Raw genomic sequence first — 15,278 nt, forward strand, 5'->3', positions numbered from 1 at the left:
TTTTTTTTTCGGATTTAATTTTTTTTACCGGTCTAAATAAGTACTTTCGCGCTACAGTGCCCCAAATTTTTGTCAAAACGTAGCTTTTTGTTTACATTTAACCAGAGAACCCCCAAAAACACAATTAAATATGCCTTTTATTGAAGAAAGTGATTTACTGGAATTACATAAGGATATAGATAAGGCCCAAATCATTAATGAGCGGCTATTAGATCAAATAAAATTTAAGAACAAGGAATTAAGGAAAAGTAAGCTACAGCGCAATGTCCTGGCAGGTATTACAGCACTCTTTCTCATCGGTGTGCTTGCCATCACTTCCTTTACCGCAGGCCTAAGCAGTTCCAACACTTATGAGAACACCAGTAACCTCTTGGTTTCCATTGATAGTTTGGATGCCATTAAGACCCGTATCGATAATCTTAAGCAGCAGAATGAAGAACTTAGTTTGGTAAAGGAGTTTTACCTGGCCAAAAAGTTCTTGGACAAGGAAAAGGTGTACTCCGTTCAGGTAAAGTCTTTTGTGGACAACAACATGACGCTGTCCTCCGAAGCCTTGAGCAACACCTTATTTGTTAAGACCAATCCTTTTTATTCGTATTCCCTTGGTAATTTTGAAACTCTTGAGGAGGCGCGGTCTTTTAGGTACCAATTGGTTAAAATGGGTTTTGAGGATGCGTTTGTGGCCTCTTATCAAGACGGAAAACGATTAAAAATAGAGGACCCTTATTAGTGCCAAAAGTTAAAGCCTGGCTCAAGGCTGCCAGATTAAGAACACTTCCACTTTCCGTTTCGGGAATCATCGTAGGTACTGCACTTGCCGGTTTATACGGAGCCAGTAGTACAGTCCTGTTTATTTTGGCCCTGTGTACCACTATAGGGTTTCAGATCACCTCCAATTTTGCAAACGATTACGGCGATGGGGTAAAAGGGACCGACAATGAAGAAAGGCTCGGGCCGCAACGTACGCTACAGGGCGGTCTCCTTTCTAGGACCGAACTGAAAAGGGGGATCCTTATTTCGAGTATCATCAATTTAATGCTCGTCCTCGCCGTGGTGTACTACGCCTTTGGCGCCCAACAACTTTGGTACCTGCTGCTTTTTCTCGTTTTGGGCGTGGTGAGCATTTGGGCTGCCATCAAATACACTGTGGGTACCTCTGCATATGGCTACAAGGGCTTTGGCGATATTTTCGTATTTCTTTTTTTTGGACTCCTAGGTGTGCTCGGCTCAATGTTCTTGTATACCAAATCTTTGACACTTTGGGCGGTAGCGCCGGCCATCACCGTAGGGTTGTTGAGTACTGCGGTATTGAACCTCAATAATTTACGGGATTGCGCATCGGATAAAAATGCGGGAAAGAACACGCTGATCGTGCGCTTGGGTTTCGTAAACGGAAAACGCTATCACTACTTGCTTTTGCTCCTAAGTTTTTTAAGCGCCCTTGCATTTACATGGGGCCATTTTGATGGGTGGCGAAGTGCCATTCACCTCCTGGCCTTTGTTCCTATTTTTATCCACTTCAAAAAAGTACGAACCACCGATGAGCCCGTAAAGCTAGATCCTGAGCTCAAGAAAGTGGCACTGAGCACCTTCTTATGGGCCCTGCTCTTTTATTTCGCATTTAATAATTTTTTGTAAATTTGAGATACAAAATCTCCTAAAACCACACCAATTGGAACAACCTATTAGAATTTTGATCGTTGAAGACAATGTCATCATTGCGGATGACATGCAATCTATGCTGGAAGAAATTGGCTATGAGATCGTGGATAATGTTATTGTCTATGAGCAGGCAGAGGAGGTATTAAAAACACAGCATGTAGATCTGGTGCTTATCGATATCATTCTTGCTTCCGATAAAACGGGTATTGACCTGGGAAAACATATCCGTGAAAACTACAATATCCCCTTTATCTTTGTTACCTCAAACTCGGATCGGGCCACCGTGGAAAATGCCAAAACGGTAAAACCTAACGGGTATCTGGTAAAACCTTTTGAACAACAGGACCTCTACACCTCCATAGAAATTGCACTTTCCAATTTTAACTACGCTGAAAAATCGGGTGGCGCTGCAAGCGCAGAGGAAGAGGATGGCAAAGTAATGTCGAACTCTGTGCTAAAGGATTCCATTTTTGTCAAGAAACAACACCTCTACTACCGAATCCAATTTGAGGACATTCAGTTTATAAAGGCAGACAATGTATACCTGGAGGTCAACACGGTAGATAAGAAATTCCTGGTGAGGTCCCCGTTGAAGGATTATTTGGAGAAATTACCGCAAAAGAAATTTTACAGGGCCCATAAGTCCTACATAGTCAATGTAGACCACATTGATGCCATTAATTCACGGGACATTATGATCAACAATACCCTAATTCCCATTTCCAAGGACTTTAAAGAGTTTATTATCTCTGCCATGAATTCCTAGCCAAAAGCCTTTGGTCTTCCGGGCATTTTTGTTTTTATCCAAGACTTCTTTCCCCAAAATCTGTTCCTGATATCATTTTGGAATGGGCTCACAACGTATTTCGCGGTCTACGCAACAATAATTTTGAGGGCTTGCAAGGATGAAATACTTTGGTCCTATAATTACTTACGATCCATAAACGTATTAGGCGTAAATAATTTTTTCATTTTCATATAGTGTTCTCGTAAAAGGGCTTTACCTACTTAGGTAAGGCTCTTTTTAGTTTGGGACATGCGCTTCCCGGGCCAAAGTGCGCACCACTCCAAAACCATCCATGAAATACCAAAATTATCGATGAAATACCATGTTTTGGAACACCGACCCGTTTCACAACAAAAATCGGCACTTATACAACAATATTCTAAAAGCTAGGGTTCTAAGTGATACATTTGAATTGCTGTAAGAAATCCCAAATCTTACCATTTTCAAATAGTGTTTACCAAAGAGGCTGTGCAATTCTGTAGGGCCTCTTTTGTAATATAATCTGTTCCCCCAACAGCAGGGTGGACGTCTTGGGCTTTGGAGGAATGCAGGAGTCTTGATAGGTGTGCTTTCAGACGGCCATGGTTATTTGAACACACCACGTATTCAATTCACTTGACAACAAAAATTAAAAAAAACGCTGTGATAGTGGTAAGTTTGACCCCTAGAACGACAAGGAGTTTATTAGGGCCGTAGTCCTAAATAAATTTTGGTATCGAGCGTTAAAAAGATATGGCAATTAAGGTAACCCCTTATTATGATATGGTAAAGTTGCGCGGTAAGATATGGTATGTTTACATGGCCTTGTTCTGGGTCATGGGCACTGCAATGGCACAGGATACAACCTCCATTGAGGAAAACCTTTTAAAAACATTTCGAGACACCCCCGGTGCCGTTGACAAGTTCGACTTCTTCTTCAACCGGATCAACCGCTACAATGAAAATTCTGCCTACGACTGGCTCGATACGGTAAACGTGTATCTGAACAGCGCGGAGAAGACCAAAGATTCGGCCGCTATTGAACGCTATAAAATAATGCAGTCCCAGATTTACAGTGATTTGGGAGATTATGACAAGAGTTTGGCCATTGCCAATGAGCTGTACGGGGAGAAGGAAAAGTTGGGCTTCAATTCAAAAAGGATTTTGTTGGACCTGATGGACGACAACTATGCGCAGCTCCAGTTCTACGATAAACAGCTAGAGGTAAGAACCGCTAAAAAAGAGTTGGGCATTATCGAAAATATTGCCTTTTACGACATCTATTCCAATTTGGGCCTGCACAGAAAGGCGATGAACGACTACATCATGGAGGTCAAAAAGAATATTGAGGACAGTGACCTGTACGGTTTAGCAGAGTACAACAACAATGTGGGCAATTACCTCCGCCTGGACAAGTCGGCCTCCGTGGCCCTGGCCAACCTTAAAAAGGCCAAAGGGTATATCGATGTTTTCCTGAACGATATTTCGGATGTGAAAACGGAAAAGGAAATCGTTGAGGGGAAATTGTTAAAGGGCATTATAGAGGGCAATATTGGCAAATGCCACGTGCAGTTAAAACAATATGAGGAAGCGGTTCCCTATCTGGAGAACGCCATCACCACCATTACGGAAAACAACGGGGGCAAATATTCCTTGGACATCATTGAAAATAGTCTAGACCTAGCGGATTGCCATCTCCAGTTGGAAAATTATCGTATGGCCAGGGAATACCTGAATACCGACCTAAACCTGAGTAAAACGGAACATGTCCTAAAAAGGAACAGGCTGTTTGCCGCCTACTATGACAGGGTTGAGGACTTTAGAAACTCTACCTTTTATTTAAAAAAGAACATTCGGATAAGGGATTCCATTGATACCAATGACACCTCCCTTAAAAAACAACAGCTACAGGTGGTGGCCGAATATGATCTGGCCAACTCCAGGAAGAAGATCGACGAACAGAAGTTGGAAATGGAACGGGCGCGCAGCGAAATGCAAGCGAAGGACGAACGTATCAATCTGGTCTTCATTTCCTTGATTTTTACACTCCTGGGCTTTGCAGGTCTGGTCTATGCCTATCTCAAAAGTATAAAGAACCAACGCCTGATCGCCGAGCAGAAGCACATCATTGAGAACTCGCTCGTGGAAAAGGATTCGCTGCTCAAGGAAATCCACCACCGGGTAAAGAACAACCTGCAAATGGTATCCAGTCTGCTTAGCCTACAGACCAAGAACACCCGGAGCAAGGCCGCTATAGAGGCCTTGGAAGAAGGCAAGAGCCGCGTAAAGGCCATGGCCCTGATCCATCAAAAATTATATCAGCACGACGACTTGTCCGTCATAGAAATGCAGGGCTATATAGAGAGTTTGGTCAACAGCGTACAGTCCGTATTCAAAAAAGGCGGACACAACATCAATATCACCATTGACGCCGAAGGGGTAGAACTGGACATTGATCGGGCCATTCCTTTTGGGCTGATCCTGAACGAGTTGGTCTCCAACTCCTTTAAGTATGCCTTTCCCGAAGATGATGAGAACGGAAAGATCTACATCCACCTTAGAAAAAACGGGGAACAGGGCTTCTTTGAATATACCGACAATGGGGTGGGACTTCCTGAGGATACTGATGAACGGACCAATTCTTCTATGGGAATTCGCCTGATGAACCGTTTGGTGAACCAACTGCAATCTATGTTGAACATAGATAAAACGGCCGAAGGTGTCCGTTTTTGGTTCAATTTCAATTAGCAGGATACGCTCATTTCACGATACTTTTTAGTACTACCTTATGAAGCATTTTCGGAAAAAAACGCTTTAAATAGATGCCCTTTACCTCGCCGCGCCCAATATAGGCCTCATATTTTTTGCGTTCCACGGCCTTGATCATTCTGTTTGCAAAGACAGCTACGGGCAAGCCTTGCTGTGTGGCGGTATCATCGCTTTGTTGAGGGCTGCCATCGGCGGTAAGCGCGTTCTTGGCCACATTGGTCTGCACAAATCCCGGGCAGACCAGCGTAATGGCAATGCCGTCCTTTTCGTGTTCCATGCGAAGCACATCAAAAAAACCGTGCAACGCGTGTTTGGCCCCGCAATAACCCGACCGGTAGGGCGAACCGAATTTCCCCATTAAGCTGGTCACCGTTACATAATGCCCTTTTTGCCGTTGTATAAAATAGGGGAGCAAGGCCTTGGAAAGTGCTACGGTGCCCAAATAATTGATGTCCATAAGTTTTTTATAGACCTCAAAATCTGTATCTAGAATTAAGGAACGCTGACTAACCCCTGCATTGTTGATCAGGACATCAACTCTGCCAAAAAAGCTTAGGGCCTGCGTTACCTTTTGGGGTAGGGCATCAAAATCCCCTAGGTCCAAGGGCAGCGTTTTTACATTTTCGGTAGGGCCACATTGTGTAGCTACTAGCTGCAGCTGTTCCTCCTTCCTGGAGGAGAGAATCAGCTTGCACCCTTTTTTGCCCAACTCACGGGCCAAGCCTTCCCCAATTCCGGAGGAAGCCCCGGTTACCCATACTACTTTCCCATCAATCCTTTCCATTTCTTTGATTTTATCCGCTAAAATATAGTTAAATTTGGATTCATCGGTATGCAGGCATCCTACAAAAAATATGTTCTCGATTTTAAACGTCCGGCCGGAACCTCCCGTGGGCGTATGACCCAAAAGGAAACCTGGTTTTTGCTGTTGGAAACGGATGGCAAATGGGGCATAGGCGAATGCGGGATCTTTAGGGGACTCAGTAGCGATGATGTACCTCGTTACGAGGAAAAGCTGCGATGGACCTGCCAGAATATTCATTTGGGAAAGGATGCCCTCTGGACGGCGCTGACCGAATTTCCGAGCATCCAGTTCGGGTTGGAGCAGGCCTTTATATCGCTAGCTTCCGAAGACCCTTTTGAACTTTTTCCGTCCCATTTTACCCAAAAGGAAAGCCCTATCCCCATTAACGGACTTATATGGATGGGCGATATCGGTTTTATGCAGGAACAGATCCAACAAAAATTGGAAGCCGGTTTTGACTGTATCAAAATGAAGATCGGTGCGCTCGATTTTGATCAGGAACTCGAAGTGCTTGCGTCCATAAGAAAGCAGTATTCCAAAGAGAAGGTAACGCTTCGGGTAGATGCAAATGGTGCCTTTGCGCCCCAAGAGGCTCCGGACAAGCTCCAAGCACTTTCCGAATACGAGCTGCATTCCATTGAACAGCCCATACGCCAGGGAAATCATAGGGAGATGGCGCAGTTGTGTGCAAACACACCCATACCGATTGCTTTGGACGAGGAATTAATCGGGGTCATAGATGTAACGAAAAAGGTAGAATTGCTACAAACCATACGGCCGCAATATATTATAGTAAAGCCCAGCCTAATTGGTGGGTTTAGGGGCAGTGAGGAATGGATCCGTTTATGTGAGCAATATGGTATCGGTTGGTGGATCACCAGTGCGTTGGAAAGCAATATAGGATTGAATGCCATAGCACAGTGGACCCATACCCTGCAGAATGCCTTGCCTCAGGGCCTGGGGACCGGCGACCTGTTCACCAATAATTTTGACAGCCCTTTGGCGGTGGAGAACGGGAAACTGTTTTATAAAAAAACGAACGAGTGGAAAATCAATTTAATACAAAACTTATGTACGTAGAACAAGGGTATAGGGGCACCATAGGCCTCTGGAAATATCTCATACTCCCGCTGGGGTTTATTGCATTTATGGTGTTCAATTATGTGTCCATGCTCTATTCCCCTGTCGGGGTAGATGAAATGATGCAGGGACTCATAGAGCAATTGGGATCCAATACTGTGCTGGTCATCCTGTTGGCACCATTGGCCGTAGGGCTGGTCGTGGTCTTGGGCTGGGTAAAACTGATCCATGCGCAATCCATAACCTCGCTCACCACCTCGCGGAAAAAAATCGACTGGAAACGCATCCTATATGCCTTTTCGCTCTGGAGCCTTGTTACCATTGCCTTGATTATGGTAGATATTTTCCTTTCACCGGACGACTATGTGCTGAATTTTAAATTAGGGCCTTTCCTAAGCCTGGCCCTTATAGGTATTCTGTTGATCCCATTGCAGACCAGCTTTGAGGAATATATGTTCCGCGGTTATATGATGCAGGGTATTGGCCTGATGGCCAAGAACCGATGGGTGCCCTTGGTAATCACTTCGGTCCTGTTTGGCCTAATGCATCTGGGCAATCCGGAAGTGGAAAAATTGGGCTATGGCATTATGGTCTACTATATTGGTACGGGTTTCTTTTTGGGCATTATTACCCTTATGGACGAGGGCCTGGAACTGGCCCTGGGCTTTCATGCGGCCAACAATCTTACCGCGGCCCTGTTATTGACGGCAGACTGGACGGCGTTCCAGACCAATTCGATCTACAAGGATGTATCCACACCCACCTTGGGATGGGATATTTTTGTTCCCGTACTGATCATTTATCCGCTGCTTCTCTTTATCTTTTCCAAAAAATACGGTTGGAAACAATGGCGCGAGCGCTTGACCGGAAAAGTACAGTCCAAGGATGTTTTTTTAGCCCAGGAAGCCGATGCAAGTAGCCTATAATAAAATCCACAACCGCTTTAAGCTCAACGGGATTTCCTTTAGCCGGGAAGAGCTCAAGGAGGTGGCCTATAGCCTGATCAAGGAAGGAGCACCTTGGGAGTTGAGTATGGGCGACTTTCTTTTGGACTGGTTATCCGATGTGCCAACCCTCGAAGTAATGACCTCCGGATCTACCGGCAAACCCAAACGACTGACACTGCAAAAACAGGCCATGGTGAACTCTGCCCTGGCCACCGGGGACTTTTTTGGATTGGAGGTGGGCGATACCGCCCTGCTCTGTCTGCCCACAGATTATATTGCGGGAAAAATGATGTTGGTCAGGGCCATGATCTTGGGCCTGGAACTATACTATGTGGAACCCACTGCCCAACCGCTACAAGCAGCCCGTGGCAGGTACCACTTCGTGGCCATGGTCCCCCTGCAATTGGTAGCCTCCCTGGATGAACTATCCAGGATAAAAAAGCTCATCGTGGGCGGAGCACCCATACCCCATGCGCTTAAGGAAAAGGTAGGGGATATGCCAACGGCTATTTATGAAACCTATGGGATGACGGAGACCATCACCCATATAGCCGCAAAAAAGATTACTGGCCCGGACCGCCCTTTTACCATCTTGCCCGGCGTGGCTATTTCTAAAGATGAACGCGATTGCCTGGTAATCAATGCACCACATTTATTAAAGGAAACCATACCGACCAATGATGTAGTAGATTTGGTCTCCGAGACCGAGTTCCAATGGTTGGGCCGATACGATAATATCATCAATTCCGGGGGTGTCAAATTGCTGCCCGAAACCATCGAGGCCAAACTGTCGCCCTTCGTGGAAGGTAGGTTCTTTGTGGCCGGGCTCCCGGATTCCAAGCTCGGGGAAAAATTGGTTTTGGTCGTGGAGGGTACCCCCGAGGAAGATTTACTCGCCAAGCTCAAAGCGTCCAAGAAATTGGAGGCCTTTGAGGTACCCAAAGAAGTGGTGGTGGTGGAAAAATTTGAGGAGACCAAAAACGGGAAGATTCGGAGAGCGGCAAGCTTGGCGTTGCTGGCCTAATAAGTTCCGTCGTCTTTTTCAGTTGGCAGTTGCAGTTTGCAGCTTTATTCCGTCCGTTTTAAATGGGTAATGTAATTATTTAAAAGCCCCCTTATTTGTTCCGCTGCAACAGGATTCGCTGAATGTACCTTGAATTTTAGGTTCCGAAGGTCCAGTCCGGATTCGTATACAAGCCATTTGGCAGCGGCCAATCCATCTGGAGCCACTTTTCCATCCTCCCCGAGTCCAAGGTCGTTATCAAAGCTTATATAATTGGGCAGTCCATTGGTTTTGATGTAGTGAACAAATTCCTGGTAGGTTCGAACGATATCAAATTCCACCTCCATAGATTTGTCATAGACCATTTCTATGGTTCTCACATCATCCAAAAAGAGTTTTTTCATTTGTTGTTACTTTCTAAAAGCAGCACAAAATAGTACCCTTGGTGAAGACGGGGAGGTGGACCATCTTAAAGATGCAAATTTTATACTAGTGCAAGAGCTGCGATACACAATAGCTGTGATTAAGTGCTTACTTTTTCCAATTTTTCTTTCATACCATAAATCAACTCTCTGAAATCTTCAAATCCGCCAAGACTCAACTTTTCAGGCTCTTTTTTCATTCCAATTTGATACAGCGCTATGCCTATTGCAATTGGCAAAATCAAAAGCCAATGAAAAAACCATATCGCCCAAAATACATATGCAAAAAATGCGGAAAGCAAGATTACCGTTTGTCCCGTCAATACCAATTTATTTGCGCGGTATTCAAACTCAGACAGTGTCCCTGGTGCAATTCTGTTCACTTCCTCGAATAAAACCCCATCAGATTTAAGAAAAAAATCGTTAACCTTACTACTAGGTTTTAATTCCGTTGCATAAGCTACTTGTTTTGACAAGTTTTGTTTTAACCTCCTAAATATTGATGCGGTTTCACATTTTTGCCGCAAAAGTGTAATCGACACTATTTTCTGCCGTTCTGCATGTTCTGATATATATTCGCAAAAATCAGATATGGTGTTTTTCTCAAAATTCTTCAATAGGCACTCTAATTCAGCTAGTGGTCTATTGAGTTGAAAATATTTGTGAAAATACTTTGCCAATTTGGTTGGCATCAACAAATCGCAAATGTCCATCCATTCCAAAATAGTAGTTTCGTAATTCAGTGACATTCCACTTTTAACACCTGAATCAAATTCAGCTTGAAATTTATAAGATGAGATTAACATCTCTAATATTTCATCTTTTCGATATTTCATTTAAGTTTAGATGTTATATTATACTCTTTCATTCCTTCTTCACTTCATACCACAATTCTACCATCCCGTCCTTGTAGGCGGTTACATCTTTGAGATGCAGGGCTTGTTCCCGACCAATATGGTCAAAAAACAGTAGGCCTTCACCTAGGAGAACGGGCATAATGGAGATGATGATATCATCTACCAACTGTGCCCGGATAGCAGCCTTGGCGAGCACGGCCCCGCCCACCAGCCAGATACTCCGGTGGTTCGGTTTTAGTTGATCGTTTACCAGAGTGCCCAGATCGCCGGAGTAAAATGTCACGTTTTCCCTATCACTTGTCAGATCTCTATGGGTCAATACAGAGACTGGCTTATCCCCATAGGGCCATCCGAGTTCCACGGCGTGTTCATAGGTGGCAGACCCCATCACATAGCAGTCTATGGTTTGGAGATAGGCCACTATGTCTTCTTCAGTTAGCGTAACACCCTGTTCGTAACGGTCGGTAGATTGCATCCATGTAACATTTCCATCCCTTTTGGCAATAAAGCCGTCCAGGCTGGCCACCATGTGCAGGGTTACTTTAGAACGGTCTGTTGTCATAGTTGTATTGCTGCTATCTATAGTCCCATTACACCCCTAAGATAGTAAATCTGGCAGTACCTAAGCCATCTGCGGAAGGCAGTATTAACTACTGACCTCTGACCTCTGACCTCTGATTTCTGACCTCTGGCCTTCGATTTCTGATTTCCCTCAAGAGAAACACCACTTCCCTCATTTCCCTTTGTGGCCCTGGCGGTTCATGTTTAGGTTTATACCAAACTTTAAAAACCTAAAAGATGAAAAATGTGATGATTTTAATGCTGTTCGGTCTTTTTTCAACGCTGTCAGAGGCCCAAGAACAAAAAGTAGCCCTGGTCCCCGGACTGGTACAAGGGATAAAGCCCATGGCTGACATCGTACTAAAGACGCAACCCTTGCCCAGGGAATTTGCTTTGCTGCCATCCAAAGTGACACCAAGGGATGTTCCCGGTAATCCAGCAGAAGCTGTTTTCCGCCTGTACAAACTCCATGCATCGGAAGAAAACTGGTATACCCAACAGGATATTTATAACAGCATGCAGGCCAAGGTCCCCGGACTAAGGATTGCCAATACGCAATTTAACCAACAGCCCTCTATCGCCATGCGGGGCCATGACCGGCCCGTGATTATCGTGGATGGCATCCAGTACCAGGACACCTCTGTCCTAAACGCCCTTAATCCGCAGGATATTGAACAGATAACCATCGCTAACAGTGTGGCGGCCACGAACTATTTGTTGAACAATAGAAACTAGACATATCATGAAAAAAAGTATACTCATTGTAATCGTGTTATTTATAGGGTCAATATCTAGGGCCCAAGAAAAGACCATTACCGGAACAATCTCCGATGCCACCGGTCCGTTGCCGGGCGTTTCCGTGGTAGTTAAGTCAACTAAGAAAGGGACACAAACGGATTTCTATGGAAATTATAGCATTCTGGCAAGCAAGGCTGATACACTGGTGTTTTCCTATATCGGGTTTAAGACCCGTGAAGTTTTGGTAGGCGACGCTAAGGTGATCAACCTCCTACTGGAACAAGATAGCAGCCAATTGGACGAGGTTATTGTGGTAGGACATGGCATAAGCACCAAGCGTTCCATAACAGCTTCAGTTACTCAGGTTTCAGAGAAAAAAAGTAAAAGACAAGCCTATCACGATAAGTTAAGCAGACAATTACAGGGAAAAGCAGCCGGCGTGCAGATTACAGCAGCCAGTGGGTTGGTCGGAAACGGAACTACAGTTAAAATAAGGGGAATTGCTTCCGTAAAGCAGGGAAAGGAACCACTTTATATTGTTGACGGTGTACCCATAGAAAAATATAAGAATGCCGTCATTGCTAAAATAAGCCCAGATAAGATTGAGAAGGTCAACGTATATAAAAGCGCCCGTGCCAGGAAACTGTTTGGGAACATAGCGAAAGATGGCTGTGTTGTAATCACCACGAAAAGTGGAAAATATCGAGTGGAGGAAGATGAAAACTATGCTGCAATCACTGAAAACCAATTTCAAAAAGTGCAGTTGCAACCACTTTCCACCTTTTCCATAGATGTTGACAAGGCTTCTTATAGCAACATCAGGCGAATGATAAACAAGGGACAAAAAATAGATGTGGACGCCGTAAAAATAGAGGAGATGGTCAATTATTTTGGGTACGACTATCCGCAGCCCAAACACCATCCCTTTTCCATCAACGCTGAAGTGTCGCAAACTCCTTGGAACAAAAATACCCGTTTGGTACGTATAGGTTTACAAGGAAAGACATATGAAAACCATACATTGCCCGCTTCCAACCTTACCTTTTTGATCGATGTATCGGGGTCCATGGATTCGCCCAATAAATTACCATTATTAAAATCGGCCTTTAAACTGTTGGTCAATCAGCTTAGGGAAAAAGATCGGGTCTCTATTGTGGTCTACGCTGGTGCGGCAGGTGTAGTTCTGGAACCTACCAGCGGAATGGACAAGGAAAAAATACTAGATGCGCTCGACAGACTTAGCGCAGGAGGCTCTACGGCTGGAGGAGCCGGAATTAAACTTGCGTATAAATTGGCGCAAGACCATTTTATCAAAGGAGGTAACAATCGGGTCATTTTAGCGACCGATGGGGATTTCAATGTTGGAGCCTCGAGCGACAAGGCGATGCAGAAACTCATTGAGGAAAAGAGAAAATCGGGCGTGTTTCTATCTGTGTTGGGCTTTGGGATGGGGAATTACAAAGATTCAAAACTAGAGACCTTGGCGGATAAGGGAAACGGGAACCATGCCTATATAGATACCATGCAGGAAGCCCAAAAAGTATTTGGGAAGGAATTTGGCGGTACGCTCTATACGATAGCAAAGGATGTTAAAATACAGTTGGAATTTAATCCTGCCAAAGTCCAGGCCTATCGGTTGATCGGGTATGAGAACCGATTGCTTGCCGATGAGGACTTTATAGATGACACTAAAGACGCAGGAGAATTGGGAAGCGGGCATACGGTGACTGCACTCTATGAAATCATCGCCCCAGGTGTCAACTCCGACTATGTAAAGAAAACGGCGGACTTAAAATATACCACTTTGGAGAACAATACAGGATTTTCAGACGAACTGTTCACGGTAAAGTTTCGATATAAAAAACCGGATGGCGATAAAAGTATAGAATTGGTACAGGTTGTCACGGATCGGACAACCGAGATGTCGCCCGATTTTAAGTTTGCCTCCGCGGTGGCGTTGTTCGGTATGCAATTGCGCAAATCACAGTTTACCAACAATAGCGCCCAAGACGATGTCATTACCCTGGCGGAAGCGGGTAGAGGTAGGGATAAGCTTGGTTATAGAGCAGAGTTTATTCGGTTGGTAAAAACGTCAAAGGGTAGCTTATAGGTGTTCAAACCGCTCTTTGCAATAGTCAAAGGGCGGTTCTCTTTTAACGCCGAAAGCCCAAAAATTTGGAACACTTCGCGGAATGGTCAAAAAAGCGTATTTTCATAAGGCAAAAAATACCGTATGAGACAGCAGCTTGCCCTTTTGATGTTCCTTTTTTCATTTACACTAATGGGACAACAGATCCTTCCCGAAAAGGACCGGGCCCGAGTGGTTGATGAAATTCTGGAGGAAAGGTTCAATACCCTACTGCCCAGGCTAATGGACGAAACAGGAATAGACCTATGGATCCTGATATCGCGTGAGTATAACGAAGACCCTGTGCTCAGGACCATGCTGCCAGCCACTTGGCTCAACGCACGCCGACGTACCATACTGTTGTTCTATAGGGACAAGGCCAAGAATGCCATTGAAAAATTGGCGGTGGCCCGTTATGACGTAGGGGAGAACATCAGCTCGGCCTGGGACAAGGAGAAGCAGCCCGACCAATGGAAGCGGCTCATGGAATTGATAGAAGAGCGAAAACCGAAGAAAATAGGCCTAAATTATTCGGACGACTTCAACATCGCTGATGGCCTGGACAAGACCGATTATGAGGCCTTTATGCGGTATCTTCCCAAGCCCTATCACGCCAAAGTGACCACGGCCGAACAACTGGCCGTACGCTGGATCGAGACCCGAACGCCACGCGAAATGGTCATCTACAATAAATTGGTCAGCCTTACCCACAGTATTATCGCCGAGGCATTTTCGGAAAAGGTGATCAGTCCGGGCATCACCACGACCACAGAGGTAGAGTGGTGGATGCGACAAAAAGTAACGGATCTGGGTCTGGAAACCTGGTTTCACCCTACGGTGGACGTGCAACGCAGCAGTGAGGAATTGGTGGGGCACCTGTATTCCTTCTCCGGGAGGCCAGAGGACATGGTAATCCGCCCGGGAGACCTGTTGCACTGCGATTTTGGCATCACCTATTTGCGCCTGAACACGGATTGCCAAGAACTGGCCTATGTACTAAGGCCAAACGAGGAAAGGGCTCCGGAATTTTTGGTATCGGCGCTAAAAGAGGGCAATCGGGTGCAGGACTTTCTAACGGAGAACATGATCAGTGGTCGCACGGGCAACGAGATATTGGCCAAGGCGCTACAAGCGGGCAGGGAGGCCGGGTTGCGTCCTGCTATCTATACGCATCCCCTAGGTTCGTACGGGCATTCTGCCGGGACCACCATAGGCATGTGGGATGCCCAGACCGGGGTAATGAAAGACGATGGGGAGGCCTATCCCTTGCGCCCCAATACGGTTTATGCAATAGAACTGAATACGACGGTAACACTGCCCCAATGGAAACGGGATATCCGGATTATGTTGGAAGAGGCAGGTTTTTATGGGGAAGAGGGTTTCCGCTATGTCAATGGCAGGCAGACCCAACTTCTCTTGATTCCCAGACCTATGACGCATCAGGGCAGATAATGGCTCTTGGGTGCCCTACGGATTTGGGTATAATTTTTGATGCATTTGTTTGATACATGACAGTTACGAATCCAAAAAAATTACAGCT

The 15,278-nt window shown here is 45.3% G+C and carries 14 protein-coding genes; 10 read left to right on the forward strand and 4 right to left on the reverse strand.

Annotated elements, in window-relative coordinates; genetic code table 11:
* The first annotated feature begins 130 nt into the window (after positions 1-130).
* From ACRD67_RS06770 to ACRD67_RS06785, 4 genes are all read left to right on the forward strand, one after another.
* A complete protein-coding gene (locus ACRD67_RS06770; protein WP_430966298.1) occupies positions 131-730 on the forward strand; it encodes an SPOR domain-containing protein in 600 nt (199 codons plus the stop codon).
* The gene (menA, locus tag ACRD67_RS06775) at positions 730-1,638 is read left to right on the forward strand and encodes a 1,4-dihydroxy-2-naphthoate octaprenyltransferase (protein ID WP_430966299.1); all 909 of its coding nucleotides are present in this window, start codon (positions 730-732) and stop codon (positions 1,636-1,638) included. The genes ACRD67_RS06770 and menA overlap by 1 nt, the downstream gene beginning before the upstream one ends.
* Positions 1,639-1,672: 34 nt before the next feature.
* Positions 1,673-2,428 (forward strand): LytR/AlgR family response regulator transcription factor, encoded by a 756-nt coding sequence (locus tag ACRD67_RS06780; protein ID WP_430966300.1) that lies wholly within the window; start codon positions 1,673-1,675, stop codon positions 2,426-2,428.
* A 753-nt stretch (positions 2,429-3,181) separates the two neighbouring features.
* Positions 3,182-5,176 (forward strand): sensor histidine kinase, encoded by a 1,995-nt coding sequence (locus ACRD67_RS06785; RefSeq protein WP_430966301.1) that lies wholly within the window; start codon positions 3,182-3,184, stop codon positions 5,174-5,176.
* Positions 5,177-5,186: 10 nt separating this feature from the next.
* Here the strand turns inward: ACRD67_RS06785 and ACRD67_RS06790 are convergent, their stop codons facing one another.
* Entirely contained in the window at positions 5,187-5,981 is a 795-nt protein-coding gene (locus tag ACRD67_RS06790) for an SDR family oxidoreductase (RefSeq protein ID WP_430966302.1), read from the reverse strand.
* Between the two features lie 48 nt (positions 5,982-6,029).
* Here ACRD67_RS06790 and ACRD67_RS06795 point away from each other — a divergent pair, with 48 nt between their 5' ends.
* The 3 genes from ACRD67_RS06795 to ACRD67_RS06805 are packed head-to-tail and all read left to right on the forward strand — an operon-like array spanning position 6,030 to position 9,053.
* Positions 6,030-7,082: an o-succinylbenzoate synthase gene (locus tag ACRD67_RS06795; protein ID WP_430966303.1), complete on the forward strand. Its 1,053-nt coding sequence runs from the start codon at positions 6,030-6,032 to the stop codon at positions 7,080-7,082.
* Complete coding sequence (locus ACRD67_RS06800; protein WP_430966304.1) at positions 7,073-8,008, forward strand: CPBP family intramembrane glutamic endopeptidase; 936 nt, start codon at positions 7,073-7,075, stop codon at positions 8,006-8,008. Before ACRD67_RS06795 ends, ACRD67_RS06800 begins: the two co-directional genes overlap by 10 nt.
* Positions 7,992-9,053, forward strand: coding sequence for an AMP-binding protein (locus ACRD67_RS06805; RefSeq protein WP_430966305.1), 1,062 nt, complete (start codon positions 7,992-7,994; stop codon positions 9,051-9,053). Before ACRD67_RS06800 ends, ACRD67_RS06805 begins: the two co-directional genes overlap by 17 nt.
* A 44-nt stretch (positions 9,054-9,097) precedes the next feature.
* Here the strand turns inward: ACRD67_RS06805 and ACRD67_RS06810 are convergent, their stop codons facing one another.
* The 3 genes from ACRD67_RS06810 to ACRD67_RS06820 form a co-directional block, all read right to left on the reverse strand.
* Positions 9,098-9,436: a cyclic-phosphate processing receiver domain-containing protein gene (locus ACRD67_RS06810; RefSeq protein ID WP_430966306.1), complete on the reverse strand. Its 339-nt coding sequence runs from the start codon at positions 9,434-9,436 to the stop codon at positions 9,098-9,100.
* A 119-nt stretch (positions 9,437-9,555) separates the two neighbouring features.
* Positions 9,556-10,290 (reverse strand): hypothetical protein, encoded by a 735-nt coding sequence (locus ACRD67_RS06815; protein WP_430966307.1) that lies wholly within the window; start codon positions 10,288-10,290, stop codon positions 9,556-9,558.
* A gap of 28 nt (positions 10,291-10,318) precedes the next feature.
* Positions 10,319-10,873 (reverse strand): dihydrofolate reductase family protein, encoded by a 555-nt coding sequence (locus ACRD67_RS06820; RefSeq protein ID WP_430966308.1) that lies wholly within the window; start codon positions 10,871-10,873, stop codon positions 10,319-10,321.
* Between the two features lie 236 nt (positions 10,874-11,109).
* Between ACRD67_RS06820 and ACRD67_RS06825 the strand changes: the two genes are divergently transcribed.
* From ACRD67_RS06825 to ACRD67_RS06835, 3 genes are all read left to right on the forward strand, one after another.
* A complete protein-coding gene (locus tag ACRD67_RS06825; RefSeq protein ID WP_430966309.1) occupies positions 11,110-11,607 on the forward strand; it encodes a TonB-dependent receptor in 498 nt (165 codons plus the stop codon).
* A 7-nt stretch (positions 11,608-11,614) separates the two neighbouring features.
* Positions 11,615-13,720 (forward strand): vWA domain-containing protein, encoded by a 2,106-nt coding sequence (locus tag ACRD67_RS06830; protein WP_430966310.1) that lies wholly within the window; start codon positions 11,615-11,617, stop codon positions 13,718-13,720.
* A 123-nt stretch (positions 13,721-13,843) separates the two neighbouring features.
* The gene (locus ACRD67_RS06835; protein ID WP_430966311.1) at positions 13,844-15,190 is read left to right on the forward strand and encodes a M24 family metallopeptidase; all 1,347 of its coding nucleotides are present in this window, start codon (positions 13,844-13,846) and stop codon (positions 15,188-15,190) included.
* Positions 15,191-15,278 lie beyond the last annotated feature (88 nt).

The organism is Eudoraea algarum (genome assembly GCF_050589645.1).
GTDB lineage: Bacteria > Bacteroidota > Bacteroidia > Flavobacteriales > Flavobacteriaceae > JBNGOQ01.